The following is a 21578-nucleotide window of genomic DNA, read 5'->3' as shown; positions in this document are numbered from 1 at the left end:
TTCAGCTTAGTTATAAACTCGGTATTTAGGCCTCAATACGTTTTGTGTTGAGGCCCAATTTGCTCAAAGACCTAACAAAGGTATGATGCTTACACATTAGCATTCTCAGAGGTCTTATATGGCACACCGCCATTGCGTCATCAGTTTGTCTGACTGGTCCAGCACGCTGCAACAATTCGAACAACGCTACGGAACATTTTCGGATGCTCTCGTCATTAGCCATAGCACTCTTCCACTGACACACGTTTCGCAGATTAATTTCAATACATTGAAACGCCAGCTAGGAAACAGTTACAGCGCAGTCTTACTAGACCTCTCTAAAGGCATCAACATCACAGCTCTCTCTATTGTCGCAGGAACTATTCGTGGCGGAGGTGTGTTAGCTCTTCATCTCGGAGAAGATTGGTTGATAAAAGCCGATCAAGAATTAGATCGCTACTTACCATGGCCTTTGAATAGCCAGGATACTACCAGTGTTTATAAAACGATTTTCTGGCAAGCGCTGAATCAAGACAGCTCACCTTTTCAAATAGAGTGGCCCGACTCCATTCAACCTTTAACTTACAACACGAAGTGCTTAACACCTGAGCAAGAGTATTTTGTCGACTCAGTTTTTCTTCACCCTACAACTTGCCATTTTCTTCTAGCACCTCGTGGACGGGGTAAGTCATTTGCCTTAGCTGAATTAATAGCACGTGCTCAAAGTCGTGGTATTAAGAGCGCTTGTACCGCTTCCAGTAAACTTAATATGACGTCTTTATTGGATCATTACCAAGATTTAACTGAGGTCCCCTTACCTTTCAAAGCACCTGATGCATTGTTAAACGACTCAGAGAAATACGACTTACTTGTAATTGATGAAGCGGCAAGTTTACCTTTACCTGTTTTAGAATCGCTTATCGAAAAAGCAGAAAGCATAGTCTTCAGCAGTACAGACTATGGTTATGAAGGATCAGGAAAAGGATTTGCTATTCGCTTTCAGCGTCTACTGGAAAACCGAAAGGTATCTGTCTTAAAACACCACTTTACTCACCCCATTCGATGGGGGGTAAATGACCCATTAGAGAACTGGCTCGCTCAACTACTTTTCAAAGAATATCAAACCAACGAGCTATCTCAGGCGCAGCCTTCTCAATTATGCCGAGAAGATTGGTTAAGTTATCCTACTATTTTAGATCAGGCCTTCTCCTTGTTGGTAAATGCTCACTATCAGACATCTCCTGAAAATAAAAGATGGATGGTGGATGATCCAAGTGTCAAAACCTATTGTCTATACCATGAAAAACGCCTCATTGGCGTCGCACTAGTTTCAGTAGAGGGCAACCTTCCTAATGAACTAAGTCAAGCTGTCATGGAGGGAACACGCCGACCGAGAGGACATTTATTACCACAGTCTCTGCTCGCACATGAAGGCATCTCAGAAGCTGCTCAATACACCTATTGGCGAATCAGCCGAATTGCTATTGCATCAGGCTATCAACGCCAAGGTTTTGGTAGGCGACTACTGCAACTCATTGAGCAAGATGCACTAGAAAATAAAGCACATTTTATTGCCACAAGCTTTGCCGCAACGGCTGATGTGATTAATTTTTGGCGTGATTATGGCCTAATCACTGTCCGCTTAGGTACAGGGAAAGATCAAGCCAGCGGTGCTTATTCTTTAATGATGGTTAAAGGACTGACGCCTGCTATGAAAAGCATCAGCCAAGATTGGTCAAACCTTTTTAAAAAGGATTGGCTCGACACCCTGACTCTTAGTCTAAGAGAGCTGTCGCCTGAATTAATCTTGTCTATCAACGCCACTTTCCCAATGGGGGAAAATCCACACATCCTTAAACCTTCGTCAAAAGATGTGTCGGATTTGGCCTATTTCTGCAACCACCATCGACCATTTGATGCTATCCGACCGGCTTTACTTCGTTATTGTTTGTTTTTAATGTCGCAGCATTACTTAGTGCCAGAACAACTCAATGATAGGCTATTGCTGGGCTGCGCTATTGGACAGAACAGCGATAAAGACGCAAGTAAGCTTGGATTCTCTGGTAAAAAAGAATTCTACCAACAACTTAAAGTCGCAGTTTCATCGCACTTAAGTCCTTAAAAATAGGCGGTTATCCACCCATAAAAAAAGCTTAGTTGGCGAATGCCCGCTTATATTTACAAATAAAACTTAACTTCCAAAACGCACAAAAACTAAAATAATCTTTAAAATTCAAAAGGTTAAATATTTTTCAAGAAATTGGCACAGATTGTGTAATAACTACGAATAGCAACAACCAAATTATGTTGCTTGTTTGGCAATGCCCAAGCTAACAATAATAAATACTCAAATTTGGAGTCATACAAATGAAAAAAATCAGCCTTGCACTAACGACTGCTGCCCTTGCTTTATCTGCTTCTGCTGTTTCTGCGAATTGTGATTCAGGCGAGCGCGTCGTTAAATTCAGTCACGTTACTGGTGGTACAACTCACCCTAAAGTGGTTGCAGCAAATAACTTTGCTGAACGTGTGAACAAGGAAATGAATGGCAAACTGTGTATTGAGGTTTTCCCGAACTCGACACTGTTTGGTGATTCCAAAGAGCTTGAAGCTCTTCTACTAGGTGATGTGCAACTTCTAGCACCTTCACTTTCTAAATTCGGCTCTTACACGTCTAAATACGGTGTCTTCGACCTACCATTTATCTTCAAAGACATGGACCATGCAATCCGCTTTACCAACACACCAGAAGGTAAAGAACTTCTAACTGAAATGGATGACTATGCAGGCTTCGTTGGTCTAGGTTACTGGATGTCAGGTATGAAGTACTTCTCTGCCAACAAACCTTTAATGGTTCCTAGCGATGCAGAAGGTCTTAAATTCCGTGTACAAACATCTGACGTTGCGAAACAAATGATCGCGGCTATGGGTGCATCACCACAAGCAATGGCTTTCTCTGAAGTATACGGCGCATTGCAAACTGGCGTTGTAGACGGCCAAGAGAACACTTGGTCTAACATTTACACTAAGAAATTCTACGAAGTACAAGACAGCATCACAGAAACTAACCACCAGTTACTTGCTTACTTGTTCATGACATCTTCAGAGTTCCTATCAAGTCTAAGCGATGAAGACCGTGAACAATTCATGGCTATTGCTGATGCAGTAACGCAAGAAGCTAACCAATCGGTTAAAGCAAAAGAAGCCGCTAACCGTGAAAACATCCTTAAAGCAGGCGGTAAGATCAATACTCTAACACCAGAACAACGTACTGAATGGGTTGAAACAATGAAGCCTGTTTGGAAGCAGTTCGAAAGTGATATCGGTAAAGATCTAATCGACGCTGCAGCTGGCGCATAAGCACAGCACACCTGAGCAGCAATGCTAGCCCCGCCCGGGGCTAGTCTTTCGAGCCTTTCACATTTGCATTACGCACCCGTGAGAACTGGTGTGAAAGGCCTTTTTACGCTGCATTTCGATGTTTAGGAGTACCCCATGGCATACTGGCCTCATTTATACTTATTAATATTTATTCTAGCGCTCTGGGTGCTGGAAAAACGTTTTCCAAAATTCATGGAACGATTTGAAGAAAACTTACTTGTTCTAGTGATTTCTTCAATCATGGTTGTTTCATTCGGCCAGGTGATTGCTCGCTACGCCTTCAATACAGGCTGGGTAGCGGCGCTCGAATTCAATACTGTCATGTTCTCGTGGTTGATCCTCCTAGGCATGAGCTACGGCATCAAAACAGGCTCTCACCTTGGTGTAGACATTCTGCTCAACGCAGTACCAAAAGGCACCTGTAAAGTGTTGTCTTTGATCGGTGCAGCGGGCGCTCTGCTATACGGTCTAATCTTGCTAGATTCTACGTGGGTTGCAATGCTAGGTGTGGACGTTCGTGGTGGTGCAATTGAGTACTGGTACAAAATGTGGCGTATTGGTCTAGGTCAAGAAGAACTGCGCTACCCTACTTTCATGGTTGAAATGTTCGACCTGAAACCTCGTGTACACCGTTGGTTAGTACTTGTGATTCTGCCAATCAGTTTGGCGTTATTGTCTTACCGTTCTCTACAAGCCTTCTGGGCTATCGCAACAAACAAGCGTGATATGTTGATCAGTGGTCACGAAGCGCAAGAGCTTGTTGAAGAGAACAAAGGCGCATTGAAAGACTAATTGGCTAGGAGTGTATCGTGGAAGCTTTAATCTTATTCGGAATGGTACTAACTCTGCTCTTTATCGGGCTACCAGTTGGTATTTCATTGGGCTTGTCGTCCATTTTATTTATTACATTTTTCTCCCATGACTCGTTGTCATCGGTAGCGATTTCATTGTTTGGTGCAGGCCAGCATTACACACTGTTAGCGATCCCATTCTTTATCTTGGCATCGTCATTCATGTCTACAGGTGGTGTAGCGAAGCGTTTGATCAACTTCGCGATTGCGTCAGTGGGCCATTTCCGTGGCGGTCTGGCAATGGCCTCAGTATTGGCATGTATGATGTTTGCGGCATTGTCTGGTTCATCTCCAGCAACCGTTGTTGCGATAGGTACAATCGCCATCGCAGGTATGCGCCAAGTGGGTTACTCGAAAGAGTTCGCATCAGGCATCATCGCTAACGCAGGTACATTGGGTATCTTGATCCCACCATCCATCGTAATGGTTGTTTACGCGGCAGCAACAGACGTATCTGTTGGTCGTATGTTCCTAGCGGGTGTTATCCCTGGCCTGATGGCGGGTGGTATGTTGATGCTAGCGATCTACGTCGTAGCACGTATTAAAAACCTACCCGCGGAAGAATGGAAAGGTTTTGGAAACCTAGTTCGTGGTGGTAAGGACGCTGGTTGGGGTCTGTTCCTAATCGTAATCATCATGGGTGGTATTTACGGTGGTGCGTTTACACCGACCGAAGCTGCGGTAGTTGCTGCAGTTTATTCGATCTTTATCGCACTATTTGTTTACCGTGATATGGGCCCACTTAAAGGCCAAACTTGGACAAACGAAAGCGATTCAGCAGCGGCACGAGTTGGCTTCAACGGTACCGTGTACGGCGTATCATTCTTCCTTGTATGGGAAATCATGTCATTCTTCGCATTGTCTGACAGCGAAACAATGACTGCAGGTACTCGAGCGCTAATTGGTCTAGTGCTATCGATTGTTCTAGCTCTGTTCTACGTTTCTAAACGTGGTGCGAAACTCGAAGATGGTCTAGTAAGCTGTATCGCTCAGGGTATGCCAATTTGGGGTCGTAACTTCTCGTTGATGGCGCGCGGCTTCTTCCCGGCATTGTTCGGCGATGAAACTCGTAAGACGATGCTTGAAGGTACTAAGACCACTATCATGCTGATGTTTATCATCGCTAATGCGCTGTTGTTTGCTCACACCTTGTCAGCAGAACGTATCCCTCAAGCGATCACTGAATGGATGCTAGGCGTTGGTTTCAACTGGTTTACCTTCCTAATCGCAGTAAACGTTCTACTGTTGATCGGTGGTCAATTCATGGAGCCATCTGGTCTTCTAGTTATCGTAGCACCAGTGGTCTTCCCGATTGCGATGGAGCTAGGTGTTGACCCTATCCACCTAGGTATCATCATGGTGGTAAACATGGAGATTGGTATGATCACACCGCCGATCGGTTTGAACCTCTTTGTAACCTCGGGGATCACCGGCATGAGTTTGGCACGCGTTGTTAAAGCGGCCATGCCATTCGTAGCGGTACTGTTTGTGTTCTTGATCCTTGTTACTTACATCCCAGCTCTATCCACTGCGCTACCATACGCAATCATGGGACCAGAAATCGTACAGTAATACCCTTTTATGACAGCTATACGTCATGTTTAAGCGCCCTTAGGGGCGCTTTTTTTATGATTAAACATCACTCAAAATAAAACGATTGCGTCCGCTTTCTTTGGCCATATACAAAGCTCGGTCAGCCAATTGATAGGCTGAATGTAAACTCGAAGCTTGTCCTTTAGGAAAAACATATCCACCCGCAGATGTTGTGACCGAAATTTCACTCGCCTCAAACCTTATCGTCAAATCACAAACAGCAGATAATAACTCTTCCACCTGTTGTTTTACGGTCGAAGCATTTGCACTTGGCAGCAATAACGCGAACTCTTCTCCCCCAAATCGAGCAATAGTCGCTTCCTCAGGAAGCTGTTCAATCAACAAGGCTGAAATCGCTCTCAGCACTGCATCACCAGCTAAATGCCCATATTCGTCATTAACACGTTTAAAGTGGTCTAGATCTAACAGGATAAACGCGCCTCGTGAATCGCTTTTTTCTGACAAATGCAGCTCATATTCATCATAGAAAGCTCGGCGATTCAGTAACCCTGTCAAACTATCCAACCTAGCAAGCGATGTCATACGACGTTCTGTTTTATCGAGACGGTAAATTAAGCCCACAAGATACCAAGAAACGAAAGGAGCAATGATTAATGGAATAATCGTTGCGCGGGTTAAATCATCAAAATTAAATTCATGTCCAAAAAATATCGCTAATCCATAATCGGTGCAGATCGCCATAATCAGTGCTGTGAGTGTTATCAGAAAAACTAATTTACACCGACTTAGCTTCTGGATGATTGAACGCATAACTAACCCCACCCGACCAAAATAACTTCCACTTATATCAGAACATATTTAATTAGATCATGACAATCTAATTAAACATCTCCTATCCCTATATGACGCCTTTTGGGGCCTATATGCTCTGTAAAAGTTATACTTTATTGTGGTAGGTCAATATGCAAAATATTAGCGTTTTGTAGCGATTAATAAGCCAACCAAGCTTGCCAAATTAAGCGCACGGCTAACAATGTGAGGATAATATTAAAAATACGATGGAAGTGTTTGTCCGAGACGCGTTTAAGCACTTTTAAGCCAAACCATGTACCTATCGCACCGCTGACCACCATGCACAATAGCAACGGCATCCATGAACCAATAGGAAAACCCGCTTGTTCAAAAACAGCGATTTTTAGCACATGCTGAAGCGACATGGCCGTCGCAAAGGTAGCAACGGTACGAAATCGGTCGACGAATACTTGTTTGATAAACGCGGCCACCAAGGGGCCTGTTGCCCCCACAAACAGCGTCAGAAAGGTAGTAATCGCCCCCGCCATTAGTGTTCCAAACTTACCTAGGACTAGCTTGGGAAGCTTAGGCCCCCAGCATAAGAACAGGATAAACAAGGCAATGGATAAGTACATGACAGAGGGGTCTAATGCTTCAAGGACTAACTGTCCAAGCAAAGCACCCACTATGGCACCGGGTAAAAATAAACCGATCAAGCGCCAATCAATGTGTCGCCAACTCATCGCGGCACGACCCGCATTAGAGCCGAGTTGCGCTACCCCATGAAGCGGGATAATTAGTTGAGGCGGGAGCACTTGCGCCATCACTCCCAGCAACATCACGCCACCGCCTGCACCAAAGCTCGCGGTAAACAATGATGTAAAACCAGCCGTCAGTACCAGCAACCAAAAGACAAAAGGCGATAGCCCATTTAGGAATAACTCTGTCATTCAAACATCTCCTATCACGAAGCGTGAGATGCTATCACGTCCACAGAATAACAGAGCGCTAATAAAGCGATTTGAATGGTATTACGCAAAAAATCAATTACGACTTATAAAGGTCTTTATCCAGATCGTATTTACGCATTTTGTCGTACAGGGTTTTTCGAGGCAGTCCAAGCGCGTCCATAGTGTCTTTAATAGAGCCCTTTTGACGTTTTAATTCTTGCTCTAGTAAGGTCTTCTCAAAGCGCTCCATTTGTTCTGGCAAAGTCATAAAACCAGGGTTGGTTTCATTGGTAATGATCTGATCGAATTCAAACGAGCCGGCTTCACCCATTAATACATAGCGCTCGGCTAGGTTTCGTAGCTCTCGAACATTTCCAGGCCAATCATAGCTCATTAAGCTGTGCATTCGCTCCGCCGAAAGCTGCTCAGACTCACGCTTGTACTGGGCAGTCGCCACCAAACAAAAGTGCTGCCATAGCAAAGGAATATCGTCTTTGCGTTCACGTAAGGGGGGAATATCAACGCGAACGACGTTGAGGCGATAATATAAGTCCTCACGGAAAGTGCCCGTTTCACTGAGCTCTTTTAAGTCAACTTTGGTCGCTGCCAGGATACGTAAATCAAGGTCGACACCTTTATTTGAACCCAAACGTTCAACCTTGCGTTCTTCTAATACCCGTAGCAATCGAATCTGCATCGACATGGGCATGCTTTCGATTTCATCCAGAAATAATGTGCCACCATTCGAGTGCTCAATCTTACCGATACGTTGGGTTTTCGCATCGGTAAATGCGCCCTTTTCATGGCCAAATAGCTCGGATTCCATAATAGAATCCGGCACCGCACCACAGTTGATGGCCACAAATGGCTTGCCACGTCGCGAACTGTGTTCATGAATAAAACGCGCCACCATTTCTTTACCAGTACCGGTTTCCCCTTGAACTAGGATATCCGCTCCCGTATCCGCGACATGTAGAAGCGCTTGACGCAATCGATGGATCCCTGGCGTATTACCAATAATTCGTGGTCCTGGTGCATTTTGCGCAGCAAGCTCTAAACGTAAATTACGGTTTTCTAGGGTCAGACGACGTTTCTCACTGGCACGTCGCACTACTTCAATGAAATCATCGTTTGAGAAGGGTTTCTCTATAAAGTCATAAGCGCCATCGCGAATGGCGGTCACAGCCATGCTGATGTCCCCATGACCGGTTATGAGAATAAAGGGGATTTCAGAGTCGATTTTTTTGACTTGCTCAAACAGCTCCAAGCCGCTTATGCCGGGCAAATTGATATCGCTCACAATCACACCGGGCCAGTCGATCGCTATTTTATCCGCAACACCTTGCGCACTCGCAAACGCCATCACATCGAAATCTTCTAGCTCAAGCGTTTGAGAAATCGCCATACGAACCGATTGCTCATCATCGATGACAATCACGCGATCTAACTCTGACATTGCGGTTATTCCTTAGCACTAATCGGGTTGGAAGGTGTTAAGAGTAACACAAAACTCAGCCCCTCCCTCAGGGTGATTTCGCGCTGATAGACTACCATTCATAGAGTCCATGATACGTTGGGAAATGGACAACCCTAATCCTAACCCTAAACCACTCTCTTTCGACGTATAGAAGGGTTCAAATAGGCGATTCAAAGACTCTTCGGACAATCCAGTGCCTGAATCCCTGACATATATGCATACAACATCCTGCTCACAATTCACTTCAATGGATACCAATTTCTCTTGCCTAGAAGCTTCTAAAATAGCATCCACCGCATTGGCCAATAAGTTCACCAACACTTGTTCTAAAAAAACCATGTCTGCCAACACAGCGACTTGGACATTACTCGGCGCGTTACTTTCAATACCCGACTCTTTGAAGCGAGGCTGCATAATTTTTAAGGCACCATTGATGGCGGTCTGCACATCAATTGGCGTATGCATCACATTACCTTTGCGTGCAAACACTTTAAAACGAGCAATGATATCGCCCATATGATGTCCCAGTTGACTGATCTGTTGCAGATTGCCTTTTGCCTGTTCGTAGCGTTCTCGTTCAAGAAACTTCAAGCCATTATCAGCAAACGAGCGAATCGCGGTTAAGGGCTGATTAAGTTCGTGGTTCAGTCCAGCACTCATCTGCCCAAGCACCGCCAACTTGGCGGTCTGAATCAATTCTTGCTGAGTGGCTTTGTGTTCGCCGATTTCATGCCGCAACAATTGGTTGGCTTGCTCTAATTCAGACGTCCGCTCTTTGACTCGTAGCTCCAAAGCATGTCGAGCACTGGTAATTTCTTGCTCATAGCGTTTACGTTCTGTCATGTCATGGAACGTCACTAGATGGCTGCGTCGATGCGGCAGCTGTAGCTCACAGATCGTCGCCTCTACCGCAATACTTGTGGGCTCACCTTTTACTGAAAGAGTACCTTGCACTGTGGTTAAGCTGTCTTTGGCGTTATCAAAATCCGATTGCAACGCTTTGGTCCAGCGCAGCAGATCATTCTCGGCCACTTGAAATAACGCCGATAGGGGTTGGCCAATCAAGTCCGACAAAGGTGTCGCTACGAGCTTTTCTACCGCAGGGTTCAATGCTTCAATTCGAAACGCTCCATCCAATGTCACCAGCCCCGCTTGGGTATGCTGAATGACTTCTCGGATATAAGCTTGATTGTGACGTGCCATTTCGATGGCATCGGATCGCTCTTGCAACATGCGTGAGCGCAAATGGGCTAAACCAAATACCAGCATGGTGATAGTAATACCGCCAGCAAATATTGCGCGCCATAAAGCAATCTGCTCTTCAATCGCTGTTAATGGCACAAAAACTGCGACTTGAAAGTTGAGCAACTTAATCGGGCGGCTCATAGCTAAATAGCGATGCCGCTCAACGAGTTCATTGCCCAAGTTGTCTTGGACTTCATCCAGCATTTCGATGATATCGCCACCACTTTCAAATGCCTTCTTGCTTACAATCGGCAGGGTTTCAATAGCTTGATCAAAGTAACGTTGTGAGTCGGCAATACGCGTCAACTCCTCATGGGATAGCTGCCCCATGACTTTGTACAGCCACTCAGATCTTGAGGAGCTAAATACAACACCATCTGGGTCTAACATCAAAAAGTCATAAGCTTGATTGCTAAAGCGCTTTTCAAACTGGGTTAAATCGACTTTAACAACGGCAACCCCAATGATGCTATCCCCTTCAAAAACAGGGTAAGAAAAATAGTAACCACGGCGATTGGACGTCGTACCTAAGGCGTAATAACGTCCCGGCTTGCCCTTGATGGCATCTTTAAAATAGGGCCGAAAAGAGAAGTTGCCCCCAACGAATGAGGTACTTAAGCGATAGTTGGAAGCCGCGATAGTACTACCGTTGACATCGATAATGTAGCTGTCAGACGCTTCGGTAATACGGTTGATTTGTTCCAGCTCGCGGTTTAGCTGATTGATATCGGATGGCAAGCCATCACGCAATGCCTTACGCACTCGATCATTAGACGCCAACAAGGTTGGCATATGTTGATACTTGGCAATGGCACTTTCTATGACACTGGTGAGCTGGACCAGTTGCTCTGTTGTATCCAGCGAGAGGTCTTGGATCTGTTGCTGTTTTAAGGCGTCTCCACCACGCCACAGTGTCAGCAGACAAATGACAAAGACCGCCACATACAACCAGGCAAAGCGTTTTGGGTTCTCCAAATATTGCTTTGGCCAAATCAGATCACGAAATTTTGCAGACAAACTTACCATAGCCATCTCTTAAAGATAGGGGATGAGTCCCGTTACGCGTGCGCCCCAGCAAACGGCATCACTGCATTAATATGCGCTTTGTTTTGCAATAACATTAGCAGACGATCGACACCCAGCGCCACGCCAGCACACTCTGGTAAGCCTTGTTCTAAGGCACTGATCAAACGCTCATCCGCTTGTCGCCATACTTGGCCATGCTCAGCGCGTTCTGCCATTTCATTGTGCATTCGCTGTTGCTGTTCGATCGAATCCGTCAGCTCAAAGTAACCGTTCGCCAGTTCCATACCACGCCAATACCACTCAAAACGCGCCGCGGTAGCATTGCCCTCTTCATCTGGCTGTTGCTTAGCCAACGCCGCTTGAGAAGCAGGATAGGCATATATAAAACACGGAACTTCTTGGCCAATATTGGGTTCAACTAAAGTAGCAAAGAGGAGTTCTAAAAGCGTGTCTCGATCCATTTCATCCAAACCGTATTCCGTATGCTGATGGCAGGTTTGCTGCAGCGCTTCAAGGCTTGCATTAAATGGGTTTAAACCCACATGGCGCACAAAGGCTTCGGCATAGCTTAATCGTTCAGATGCAATGGTTTGTCCCATTAGAGTCGATAACAAATCATCCATCTCCGCCATGAGCTGCCAATGATCAAAGCCTAAGCGATACCATTCCAGCATGGTGAACTCGATGCCATGACGACGGCCAATTTCTTCAGCTCGAAAGACTTTGCCTAATTGATAAATACTCGGTGCACCCGCGGCTAACAGGCGCTTCATGGCGTATTCAGGAGACGTTTGTAGGTAATAAGTCACATCTTTACCCAACGTTCGAGTTTGGCTGGTCAGCACTTCAATATGCGGATCGCTGATGCTGCCAAGCGATAAACACGGGGTATCCACTTCCAACACATCACGCTCATAGAAAAAGCCGCGGATTTTATGAAACACCTCAGCGCGAAATTTCAACGCGCTTATCTCTGCAGTTGGCTGCCAAACATCTTTTGAATACATAATGATCTTCTTTAGCTTTTAAGCATAATTCTCAAACACAAAAAAGCCCCCACACCTTGCGGCTGGGGGCTTTTTTAAAAAGGTAATTATTTACCTGTTGCGCGTGATACGTACTCACCAGTACGAGTATCAACACGTAGCACTTCACCAATGTTGATGAACAGTGGTACGCGTACTACAGCGCCAGTAGAAAGTGTTGCAGGCTTAGAACCGCCGTTTGCTGTATCACCTTTCACACCTGGATCTGTTTCAGTCACTTCAAGTTCAATGAAGTTTGGTGGTGTAACTGCTAGTGGTGCACCGTTGTATAGCGTGATGACGTAAGACTCTTGCTCTTTCAGCCATTTAACTGTGTCGCCAACCGCATTGGCATCCGCACCATGCTGTTCGAAAGAACCATCAGTGGCCATGAAATGGTAGAATTCGCCATCAGTGTATAGGTACTCCATATCCGTATCCATTACATCTGCTGCGTCTAGAGATTCACCAGATTTGAAGGTACGTTCCCAAACACGACCTGACTTTAAGTTACGCAGTTTGATACGGTTGAACGCTTGACCTTTACCTGGTTTCACGTGCTCGTTGTCTAGAACGGCACAAGGATCACCATCAACCATTACTTTGTTACCGCTGCGCAAATCGCTGGTAGAATAACTCGCCATAAATCCTCACAATATCATGATGTAGATAAAAAGCTCTGAACAAACGGGATGTTCACTGGAGTCCATCGCGGAATAATTAAGCGAGACTCACAAGAGCGAAGGCCAATCGGCCAAAGATTGGCCGCCATAATAACCCAATTTAACTTAATTTTGCAGATATTTGACGTGATACCAATTCAAAATGCCGCAGAGACCCATTGGTCTACTGAGCTGGCACAAGCGATAAAATCTCCCGCAGAGCTCATGCCATTGCTGGGATTATCCGACACAAGCCTTCCGCAAGCAGAGCAAGCGATGGCCTCCTTTCGAATGTTGGTGCCACGACCATTTGTGGCGCGCATGGAGTACGGCAACCCAAATGATCCACTTTTAAAACAGGTGTTAGCTGACGACATTGAGATGCTTCCTGCTTCTGGATACAGCAAAGACCCCCTTGCCGAAGGCGAGCATAACCCCCAAAAAGCCATCGTGCATAAATACGAGCGCCGTGTGCTGGTGATTACCACAGGATCTTGTGCCGTGAATTGTCGTTACTGCTTTCGCAGACATTTTCCGTACGGCGACAATCAGCTGGCACAGAAGGAATGGGACTCGATCATCGAATACATTCAACAACACCCCCAAGTGAATGAAGTGATCTTAAGTGGTGGCGATCCCTTGATGCTTAAGGACAGCCAACTGAGCAAACATATTCTGCGCCTAAATGAGCTACCACAACTAAAGCGACTGCGCATTCACTCTCGTTTACCAATCGTGATTCCAAGCCGTATTAATGAAGAACTATTAAGCTGGGTGAAAGCCAGTCGCTTAGACATTATATTGGTGTTGCACAGCAATCATGCGAATGAAATCGATGCCGCCATTGCTGAAAAAGTCACCCAACTAAAAGCTCAGGGAGTAACCGTCCTAAATCAAGGCGTATTGTTAAGAAACGTAAATGACAGCGTTTCCGCTCAAGTCGAGCTTAGCGAAAAACTGTTTGATGCAGGGATTTTGCCCTATTACATGTTCACTTTTGACCCTATCGAAGGTGGTGCTCATTTCGATATTCCCATTGCTGAAGCACAAAGCTTAATGGGCCAAGTAGCCAAATACTTACCCGGTTATCTAATGCCTCGTTTAGCAAAAGAAATCCCAGGGGAACCAGCCAAAACCGTATTAGCTCCCACGTTTTCGTCAGGCGCATAAAACGCAAAAAGCCGCTGACACAAGGGCGTTAGCGGCTTTGCCACATCTTAATACCGTTATACTTTGATATTGATGTTTTGACCAAGGTTGCCTGAAGCGGGCGCGCTTGATTGGATCTGCTGAGTAGACGATGCCGCACTCTCAAGCAGTTGCAACGACTGACGTCCTTGCTCTTCCTGCTGAGTCTTTGCCATCGCAACACCCATCATTTCCATTGCATACGCCGTACTGACATTCGTGACACTGTTCATAGTCAGACCTCTTAGTTAAGTATCCCTACTTTAGTACATACATTCAGAAAGCAACAATGCTGCTTTACAATCCATTACAAATTTGTATCGACCGTTGACTGTATCTCTTTAATACATTTTTAAATTCCCTCATTAGTTCGTTGCACAATCCGCAACGCCTCATCACCCAAAACACTGAGTAAATTCTGTGCAACAGCATATGAAAGAAAAATAAGAAACATTATCATTAATATCAGAGTTAAAAATTAGCTTTAAGGAGAGCTCATGTCACTTACTCGCAATATTTTGTTTAGCACCACTTCTGCAATGCTTCTTATGTCAAATATCGCATTCGCTGACGTTACTTTAGATACCAAATACGGCAAAGTAACCGTAAAAGACGATGTTAAGAATGTCGTCACACTTCACGAAGGTGCGTTAGATGTCATGTCTGCTATCAACTTCAAAGTAGCAGGTTCGGTTGCAACTCGTGGCAGTGAAACAGTCTCTCGTTATCTTGCTGAGCGCCAGCCTAATATCGACATTGTTGGTACCGCACGTGAGACCAATTTGGAAGCGGTTATTAACGAACGTCCTGATGTGATTCTAGCTTCCCCTTCCTTATCTGAAGAGCAGTACAAAATGCTTTCCAAAATCGCACCAACGGTTGTTCCAAATGGTAGCGATTTCACCACACCATTCAATTGGAAAGCCGAAGCTCGTCTATTCGGTAAAGCGGTGAGCCGCGAAGCTGATGTGGAAAAAGTTATTCACGACGTGGAGAAGCGTGCCGCCTCTATCAAGCAAAAAGTAGAGCAAACGATCCCGGCAGATCAGCGCACCGCATACGTGGCTCGCTGGATGCCACAAGGTCCAATGGCTATGTCTAAAAACTTGTTTGCTGGCACATTATTAACCGCAACAGGATTTACAGCTGAGGATGGTGGTTTGATCAAAGCAGGTCGCCCACATTCAAGTATTCTAAGCCTTGAAAACATCAGTGCTATTGACCACGACTGGCTGTTCCTTGCGACATTGAACGAAGACGGCAAAGCCGCTCTTGATGCAGCCAAAGATTCACCTGCTTTCTCACGACTTAATGTGGTTCAAAAAGATCACGTGACAACCGTGGATGGTCAGGTTTGGAGCAGTACTTCTGGCCCATTAGCGGCACACGTTGTGTTGGATGACATCGAACGTCTGGTGGACAATCAGTAGTCATGCATTTCGCTGCATCATTTTGGCAAAGGGCGCCCTCACAGCGCCCTTTAGTCGTTTGTTTTTGCCTCGTTAGCGTCATCACCATCGGCTGCGTGCTATTGTCCTTGCTGATCGGAGCTGGTGCCGTTGGTATAGCGGAGTCATGGTCCACCCTGTGGGGGCAAAGCAATGAGGAAGCACATTTTATCATCATGGAACTACGCCTACCGCGAACCTTAGTTGGTTTGGTGGTCGGCATTGCCTTAGGCATTTCCGGCGCTCTGATGCAAGCGGTTGCTCGCAACCCCTTAGCAGAGCCAGGCTTGCTAGGGGTCAGTGCTGGGGCATCGTTTGCCGTGGCCGCTGCGCTTATTCTCGGCGCCAGCGCAGCGACGTTAGCCATGGGCGTTGCGCAGTTGGGTGCTCTCGCTGGTTGTTTCTTCGTGATGATTGCGGCACGCCTGCAAGGTCAATTTAAAGACCCTGTACGCCTTGTGCTAGCAGGTGCTGCATTGACCTCTTTGCTTACCGCACTGACTTCCATCCTATTAATGTACGATCAACGAGCGGCCGACGAGATACGTTTTTGGGTCACAGGTAGCGTGGCAGGACGTCACTTGAGTAATTTGGTCACCGTATTACCTTACTTTGCCATCGCAACCGCTATTACTTTGTACGTATCAAAGCCCCTTGCCTCCATGGCGTTAGGTGAAAAAGTCGCATTAGGTCTTGGTCATAACCCGCGTACCATTCGCTATTTAGTGATGCTAGCGGTGGCTCTGTTTGCAGGTTCAGCAACGGCGATTGCGGGTCCAATCATGTTCGTTGGTCTTGTGGTGCCCTTTGCAGCCCGAGCTTTGGTTGGTCCAGATATTCGCCGTACCATGATTATGTGCTTACCCATTGGGCCGCTGATGATTATCGGCGCGGATATTCTTACACGCATGATCGCTCAACCTGCGGAAATGCCGTTGGGCGTATTAACCGCCATGGTAGGCGCCCCAGTGTTAATGCTGATCGTTCGTGCTAAGCGTTTACCAACGTTGGCTTAGGAGTTGTATTGTGCCCTTATCTCACTCTTCATCTGCTCAACTAACGCCCCCATCAGGTTATTGGCTGGTTCGTTCAGAGCACACTAGCCTTCTGCTAGACCGTCAGGCGATTCGACGAAATATACTGTTAAGCGTGGCGTTACTCTTGATTGGCATTCTCAGTTTGGGCGTTGGCACCTTAAGCTTAACGCCTCAAGAAGTGGTGCTAGCACTGATCGGACAAGGCGATTCCATGACGCAATTCGTGGTCAATGAATTACGCCTTAATCGATTATTAGCCGGTATTTACACGGGGGCTGCGTTTAGTATTGCGGGTTGCTTGATGCAAACGGTGGCACGTAACCGATTGGCCACACCCGGGATCATCGGCATCGATAACGCGGCGATGGCGTTTGCGGTTGCATCGGTCGTTGGTGTCGGTTTTGGTCTGGCCCCATCCGCTATGGCTCTGACGGGGGCGGCATCTGCTACCGCGCTGGCGTTTATTATTGGCGGTGGCAGTGGCACCCGAGGCTATCGCTTTATTGTTGCAGGCTTAGCCATTGGTTCTGTCTCCGCAGCGGTGTCGCAACTGCTGCTCTCACAAGTTCATATTGATACCGCTAACGAGGCTTATCCATGGACGGTGGGGAGTTTGTCAGCACGTCCTGAAGAACAGATTCCTTGGATGGGATGGATTACCTTAGTAGGAACAATCATAAGCATTTTCCTATGCCAGCGTTTCCAATTAATGGCCTTTTCCGACTCTGTAATGACCGCCCTTGGTCGCACGCCCAACCGCCTGCGTTTTTCTGCGGTCTCGATTTCTGTGGTACTAACCGGCTTTGCCGTCGCCCTTGCTGGGCCTGTTGGACTCGTCGCTTTAGTTGGCCCCGAAATGGCACGAACCTTTGCTAAGCATCGCGGCTTGCCGTTAGTGTCTAGCGCTCTTTGTGGGGCGATTGTCATGGTGTTGGCAGATTTCGCAGGACGAACCCTTTTGAGTCCCATCGAAATTCCTGTCGGTGTGGTCACAGCAGTGGTCGGCGGACCTTATTTACTTTGGATATTAATTCGTAAACCTAAACGGAGCACTCTATGAGTTCATCCACTCAAGCGCCTTTAGGCACACAATCGATCACTCTTAAACATGATGACCATGTCATCATCGATGGGCTGGATGTCACGTTTCCGGCAGGAAAAGTCACCGCCATCGTCGGTCCTAATGGTTGCGGTAAATCAACGCTACTAAACGGCTTATCACGTGTGCATCTACCGTCCTCTGGATACATTCTACTGAATGGAAAGGACATTCATTCCATGCCGGCTAAGCAAGTGGCGAAGAAGTTAGCGCTGTTACCGCAGGAGACGTCAGCACCGGATGGCATTACTGTTCGAGAATTGATTCGTTTTGGTCGTCACCCCCATCAGTCACTGTTCAAACAGTGGGGTATGGATGACCGCACCGCCATCGAATTTGCCCTACAAGCCGCAAATCTGGAATCTTTAGGGGACCGCTTACTGGATACACTTTCTGGTGGACAGCGCCAACGTGCTTGGATCGCTATGTCCATTGCCCAAGAAACGCCTCTTTTGCTACTCGATGAACCCACTTCAGCCTTAGATTTAGGGCATCAAATAGAAGTTTTTGATCTCATTAGAGAGCTTGCGGCAGCCGGTAAAACCATCATCATGGTCGTGCATGATCTAGCGATGGCCGCTCGTTATGCTGATCATTTGATCGCGATGAAAGGGGGTGAAATTGTCGCCCAAGGCTCACCTAAGCAGGTCATCACGCCAGAGATTTTAGAAAGTTTGTACGGAGTTCATTGTGACCTGTTGGCAGATCCGCATACCGGCGCACCGATTCTGGTGAACGTCCGTCGAGCACATTATTCAGAAGCCAGCAAAACTGTCGCTACAAATGATAACAAGCAGGCGGAGTTAGCTCTCTAATTAACCGAGCAACTACGTTACGATAGATGCGTACTCACTTTGAGTTAGAGTACGCATTTTTCAAACGTGTCAGCAAAACCTGGTTTCGTTTGGGCAGATGGCCGTAGGCATACAATAAATACAAAGGTAATTTAGGTGCCTGCCACTCTGGGAGCACTCTAATCAACTCACCAGGATGGAACTCCTCTCTCCTAGCAACCATATCCTCTGGCAAGATCCCGATTCCTCTGCCATGCACAATACAATCTAAGTGAAAGCCCATTAAGTCTGTCGTGAGGCGAGAACGTGGCATACGAATTTCTTTATAGCCATGCTCTGAATGAAATAGAGCTGACATTTGATCATGACCAAAGAAGTTGTGTAAATTCACCCAGTCATGTTCTTCAAGTTCTTCTATCGCAGCAATTGGACCATGTTTCTCAAGATAGCGTTTGTGAGCATAAATACCACAATCTAACTCCCCTAAAAGCTCAGATTTGAAGGTCCCGCCATGCAACTCTCCCATGTAAAGCACCACATCCGTTTGCTCACGAATATCTTGAAAATCCGTCACTGTATAGACATCAATTTGCGCTTCTGGGAAGTCATCTAAGAATTGGAACAGCTCTCGAGTTGCCCACGAGCGGCTTAATCCTGAAAACAAACCTACCGTTAAACGTCCTGCTACCGTTTCTTTCAATTCGTCTACGGTTCGATGAGCACGCAAAACGGTATCCAGAATGGACTTGGCATAAGGTAAAAACGCTTTCCCCGCATCGTTGGCAAACATTCTATTAGCTTGGCGGCGCATGAGAGGTTGACGCATGACGTCCTCAAGATGAGAAATGCGCCGACTAAGTGTCGACTTGGAAACCCCTAAGTGTTTAGCACTGGAACTTAAGTTGCCCGTCTCCACTACAGAAACAAAGCTTTTTAAATCATTGAGATCGTACACGAGAGTCCTCTTTATGGTGGTTCAGCCGTTGTAAAATATGCAACGTGCCATCGCAGGACAATTTTACACAAATAATACAGAATACAAATGATAAAGATTACCATTTAATTTTGCATTTTTTGTACTTAATTTTAAGGATTTATGTTCATGCGTAGTTTCTCAGTTTCTTTGGTGGCTCTTAGTGTGGCCATGGCCCATTCCGCCCATGCCGATACGGTTGACTTAGATGAGTTAGTCGTCAGTGCTTCTGGCTATGAGCAAAATACGCAAGATGCAGCCGCATCTATCACCGTTATTAGTGCTGAAGAGATTGAAAAAAAGGCTTACCGTGATATCACAGATGTACTAGATGCCGTGCCAGGCGTTTATGTCACAGGAGGAGGTTCGAGTACTGATATCAGTATGCGCGGCCTAGGTGGCAAATACACTATGATCCTAGTGGATGGAAAACGTCAAACGAGTCGCGAAACTCGTCCAAACTCTGATGGTACAGGGATTGAACAAGGTTGGATTCCACCTATTTCAGCCATTGAGCGCATCGAGGTCATTCGTGGCCCAATGTCTTCTTTGTATGGTTCTGATGCGCTAGGCGGTGTTATCAACATCATTACAAAAGACGTCCAACCAGAGTGGCATGGTCAGTTAAGCATGGGCACGACCATTCAAGAAAACAGTGACTCTGGCGACATTCTGCAAAGTGACTTCTATGTATCAGGCCCTCTTGCTCAAGACAAATTAGGGTTAGAAGTATTTGGTCAAATCAATGAGCGTGAAGAAGACAATATTACCGATGGCTATGCTGAACAGAAAATTCAAAATCTAACCGCCAAAACGTCTTGGAAAGTAAGTGACCAACAAACACTAAAATTTGAAGCTGGGACCGAGACTCAAGAACGTAACCGCAGCGCTGACTTGAGCGCAACCTCTGACAGCAATACAACTTACAAACGTGACCACTTCTCGATCACTAGCGAACTATCAAAAGCGAACAGTGAACATGAGTCCTATGTAAGCTATGAAGACAACGACAACACATCACGCGATATGCAATACGAGTCATTGGTGCTGAATCATCAAAGTCACTTGTTCTTTGATCAGCACACACTAACGCTTGGTGGACAATTTGAGAACCAAACCCTAAGTGATTCGACGAATAATGTTGATAATGGCCTAGATGAGTTAGAACGTTGGCAAGGTGCTTTGTTTGCTGAAGACGAGTTCTACATGACCGACGATTTTTCTCTGACAGCAGGTTTGCGCTATAACGAAGATGAAAACTATGGCAGTGCAGTAACGCCACGTCTTTACGGTGTTTGGCAAACCACAGATTCAGTCACGGTCAAAGGGGGGATCAGTGCAGGTTACCGATCACCTGACCTTCGACAGGCCACAGACGGTTGGGCACAATCTACGGGGCAAGGCAGCGCAATCATTTTGGGTAACTCTGATTTAGAAGCGGAAAAAAGCGTAAACCATGAGATCGGAATTGCTTGGAGTAATCATCAAGGAACGAAAGCAGAACTAACTGCTTATTACACAGAGTTTAAAGACAAGATAACAGAAAATCGCTACTGTGATACCACCGCTGGTGACGCATCTTGTACTTATGAAGGGGTGGACTACACCTTTATCAGTACGCGATACAACGTAGACAAAGTTATCATGCAAGGTGTCGAAGCTACGTTTGCGACCCCATTGACGCCAACTTTAGACTGGGACGTTGGTTACACATACACGGATTCTGAACAGAAATCAGGCGATTTCGCAGGTCAACCATTGAACCGTATTCCAAAACACCGTATTCACACTAACCTTTCTTGGGACGCAACAGACAAGCTCAACCTATGGGGTGAAGTAAACTACGTTGGTGAATCAAGTGCTGGTGTTTCTCGTACAAGCATGGCAGATCCATACCCAGATTATACTTTGGTTGATTCTGGCTTAAGCTATAAGGCTAATGAATCAGTCACGTTCTATGCTGGCATCTACAATTTGCTTGATAAAGAAATCAGTGCAGACGAATACAGCGGCATCCAAGATGGCCGTCGCTACCAAGCAAAAGTTACCGTTTCTTTCTAAACCTTACTTGGAAAGCCTTCTATAACCTCACGTGTT

At 46.1% G+C, this 21578-nt stretch carries 18 protein-coding genes; 10 read left to right on the top strand and 8 right to left on the bottom strand.

Annotation, left to right across the window (positions count from 1 at the left end; translation table 11 throughout):
- Positions 1 to 118: 118 nt before the first annotated feature.
- The 4 genes from JHD44_RS03490 (at position 119) to JHD44_RS03475 (ending at position 5783) form a co-directional block, all read left to right on the top strand.
- Positions 119 to 2101: a GNAT family N-acetyltransferase gene (locus tag JHD44_RS03490; protein WP_199461144.1), complete on the top strand. Its 1983-nt coding sequence runs from the start codon at positions 119 to 121 to the stop codon at positions 2099 to 2101.
- 245 nt (positions 2102 to 2346) lie between these two features.
- On the top strand, positions 2347 to 3339 hold the full coding sequence (locus tag JHD44_RS03485) for a TRAP transporter substrate-binding protein (RefSeq protein WP_199461142.1): 993 nt from the start codon (positions 2347 to 2349) through the stop codon (positions 3337 to 3339).
- A gap of 135 nt (positions 3340 to 3474) precedes the next feature.
- The gene (locus JHD44_RS03480) at positions 3475 to 4152 is read left to right on the top strand and encodes a TRAP transporter small permease (RefSeq protein WP_199461140.1); all 678 of its coding nucleotides are present in this window, start codon (positions 3475 to 3477) and stop codon (positions 4150 to 4152) included.
- Positions 4153 to 4169: 17 nt separating this feature from the next.
- Positions 4170 to 5783, top strand: a complete 1614-nt coding sequence (locus tag JHD44_RS03475) for a TRAP transporter large permease (protein WP_199461138.1) — start codon at positions 4170 to 4172, stop codon at positions 5781 to 5783.
- 60 nt (positions 5784 to 5843) lie between these two features.
- Here JHD44_RS03475 and JHD44_RS03470 read toward each other — a convergent pair whose 3' ends face one another.
- From JHD44_RS03470 to efp, 6 genes are all read right to left on the bottom strand, one after another.
- Positions 5844 to 6575 (bottom strand): GGDEF domain-containing protein, encoded by a 732-nt coding sequence (locus JHD44_RS03470; RefSeq protein ID WP_199461136.1) that lies wholly within the window; start codon positions 6573 to 6575, stop codon positions 5844 to 5846.
- Between the two features lie 179 nt (positions 6576 to 6754).
- Positions 6755 to 7507: a sulfite exporter TauE/SafE family protein gene (locus JHD44_RS03465; RefSeq protein WP_199461134.1), complete on the bottom strand. Its 753-nt coding sequence runs from the start codon at positions 7505 to 7507 to the stop codon at positions 6755 to 6757.
- Between the two features lie 97 nt (positions 7508 to 7604).
- Entirely contained in the window at positions 7605 to 8963 is a 1359-nt protein-coding gene (locus tag JHD44_RS03460; RefSeq protein ID WP_199461132.1) for a sigma-54-dependent transcriptional regulator, read from the bottom strand.
- A gap of 18 nt (positions 8964 to 8981) precedes the next feature.
- The gene (locus tag JHD44_RS03455; protein ID WP_199461129.1) at positions 8982 to 11255 is read right to left on the bottom strand and encodes an ATP-binding protein; all 2274 of its coding nucleotides are present in this window, start codon (positions 11253 to 11255) and stop codon (positions 8982 to 8984) included.
- Between the two features lie 32 nt (positions 11256 to 11287).
- Positions 11288 to 12262, bottom strand: coding sequence for an EF-P lysine aminoacylase EpmA (epmA, locus tag JHD44_RS03450; RefSeq protein WP_199461127.1), 975 nt, complete (start codon positions 12260 to 12262; stop codon positions 11288 to 11290).
- A gap of 86 nt (positions 12263 to 12348) precedes the next feature.
- Positions 12349 to 12924: an elongation factor P gene (gene efp, locus JHD44_RS03445; RefSeq protein WP_199461125.1), complete on the bottom strand. Its 576-nt coding sequence runs from the start codon at positions 12922 to 12924 to the stop codon at positions 12349 to 12351.
- A gap of 165 nt (positions 12925 to 13089) precedes the next feature.
- Between efp and epmB the strand changes: the two genes are divergently transcribed.
- On the top strand, positions 13090 to 14112 hold the full coding sequence (gene epmB, locus JHD44_RS03440) for an EF-P beta-lysylation protein EpmB (protein ID WP_325097039.1): 1023 nt from the start codon (positions 13090 to 13092) through the stop codon (positions 14110 to 14112).
- Between the two features lie 56 nt (positions 14113 to 14168).
- On the opposite strand, the gene JHD44_RS03435 is transcribed toward epmB, so the two are convergent.
- Positions 14169 to 14363 carry a hypothetical protein gene (locus tag JHD44_RS03435; RefSeq protein ID WP_133563575.1) on the bottom strand — a complete coding sequence of 65 codons (195 nt, stop codon included), beginning with the start codon at positions 14361 to 14363 and terminating at the stop codon, positions 14169 to 14171.
- 264 nt (positions 14364 to 14627) lie between these two features.
- On the opposite strand from JHD44_RS03435, the gene JHD44_RS03430 reads away from it, so the two are divergent.
- Genes JHD44_RS03430 through JHD44_RS03415 form a run of 4 tightly spaced genes read left to right on the top strand, consistent with a single transcriptional unit; the run spans position 14628 to position 18529 of the window.
- Entirely contained in the window at positions 14628 to 15560 is a 933-nt protein-coding gene (locus JHD44_RS03430; RefSeq protein WP_199461122.1) for an iron-siderophore ABC transporter substrate-binding protein, read from the top strand.
- Positions 15561 to 15562: 2 nt separating this feature from the next.
- Positions 15563 to 16594 carry a FecCD family ABC transporter permease gene (locus JHD44_RS03425; RefSeq protein ID WP_199461120.1) on the top strand — a complete coding sequence of 344 codons (1032 nt, stop codon included), beginning with the start codon at positions 15563 to 15565 and terminating at the stop codon, positions 16592 to 16594.
- A gap of 10 nt (positions 16595 to 16604) precedes the next feature.
- Positions 16605 to 17675, top strand: coding sequence for an iron ABC transporter permease (locus tag JHD44_RS03420; protein ID WP_325097038.1), 1071 nt, complete (start codon positions 16605 to 16607; stop codon positions 17673 to 17675).
- A complete protein-coding gene (locus JHD44_RS03415; protein WP_199461118.1) occupies positions 17672 to 18529 on the top strand; it encodes an ABC transporter ATP-binding protein in 858 nt (285 codons plus the stop codon). The genes JHD44_RS03420 and JHD44_RS03415 overlap by 4 nt, the downstream gene beginning before the upstream one ends.
- Positions 18530 to 18563: 34 nt before the next feature.
- On the opposite strand, the gene JHD44_RS03410 is transcribed toward JHD44_RS03415, so the two are convergent.
- Positions 18564 to 19463: a LysR family transcriptional regulator gene (locus tag JHD44_RS03410; protein ID WP_199461116.1), complete on the bottom strand. Its 900-nt coding sequence runs from the start codon at positions 19461 to 19463 to the stop codon at positions 18564 to 18566.
- Positions 19464 to 19610: 147 nt separating this feature from the next.
- On the opposite strand from JHD44_RS03410, the gene JHD44_RS03405 reads away from it, so the two are divergent.
- Positions 19611 to 21542 (top strand): TonB-dependent receptor domain-containing protein, encoded by a 1932-nt coding sequence (locus tag JHD44_RS03405; protein ID WP_233401705.1) that lies wholly within the window; start codon positions 19611 to 19613, stop codon positions 21540 to 21542.
- Positions 21543 to 21578 lie beyond the last annotated feature (36 nt).

The organism is Marinomonas ostreistagni, assembly GCF_016461785.1.
Lineage (GTDB): Bacteria > Pseudomonadota > Gammaproteobacteria > Pseudomonadales > Marinomonadaceae > Marinomonas > Marinomonas ostreistagni_A.
This window is presented reverse-complemented; position numbering and strand designations above follow the sequence as displayed.

What these genes read in the sequence shown, in the direction of transcription:
- JHD44_RS03490 (WP_199461144.1), top strand. Translation starts at nt 119, where the DNA reads ATGGCACACCGCCATTGCGTCATCAGTTTGTCTGACTGGTCCAGCACG.
- JHD44_RS03485 (WP_199461142.1), top strand. Translation starts at nt 2,347, where the DNA reads ATGAAAAAAATCAGCCTTGCACTAACGACTGCTGCCCTTGCTTTATCT.
- JHD44_RS03480 (WP_199461140.1), top strand. Translation starts at nt 3,475, where the DNA reads ATGGCATACTGGCCTCATTTATACTTATTAATATTTATTCTAGCGCTC.
- JHD44_RS03470 (WP_199461136.1), bottom strand. Translation starts at nt 6,575, where the DNA reads ATGCGTTCAATCATCCAGAAGCTAAGTCGGTGTAAATTAGTTTTTCTG.
- JHD44_RS03465 (WP_199461134.1), bottom strand. Translation starts at nt 7,507, where the DNA reads ATGACAGAGTTATTCCTAAATGGGCTATCGCCTTTTGTCTTTTGGTTG.
- JHD44_RS03460 (WP_199461132.1), bottom strand. Translation starts at nt 8,963, where the DNA reads ATGTCAGAGTTAGATCGCGTGATTGTCATCGATGATGAGCAATCGGTT.
- JHD44_RS03455 (WP_199461129.1), bottom strand. Translation starts at nt 11,255, where the DNA reads ATGGTAAGTTTGTCTGCAAAATTTCGTGATCTGATTTGGCCAAAGCAA.
- epmA (WP_199461127.1), bottom strand. Translation starts at nt 12,262, where the DNA reads ATGTATTCAAAAGATGTTTGGCAGCCAACTGCAGAGATAAGCGCGTTG.
- efp (WP_199461125.1), bottom strand. Translation starts at nt 12,924, where the DNA reads ATGGCGAGTTATTCTACCAGCGATTTGCGCAGCGGTAACAAAGTAATG.
- JHD44_RS03435 (WP_133563575.1), bottom strand. Translation starts at nt 14,363, where the DNA reads ATGAACAGTGTCACGAATGTCAGTACGGCGTATGCAATGGAAATGATG.
- JHD44_RS03430 (WP_199461122.1), top strand. Translation starts at nt 14,628, where the DNA reads ATGTCACTTACTCGCAATATTTTGTTTAGCACCACTTCTGCAATGCTT.
- JHD44_RS03425 (WP_199461120.1), top strand. Translation starts at nt 15,563, where the DNA reads ATGCATTTCGCTGCATCATTTTGGCAAAGGGCGCCCTCACAGCGCCCT.
- JHD44_RS03415 (WP_199461118.1), top strand. Translation starts at nt 17,672, where the DNA reads ATGAGTTCATCCACTCAAGCGCCTTTAGGCACACAATCGATCACTCTT.
- JHD44_RS03405 (WP_233401705.1), top strand. Translation starts at nt 19,611, where the DNA reads ATGCGTAGTTTCTCAGTTTCTTTGGTGGCTCTTAGTGTGGCCATGGCC.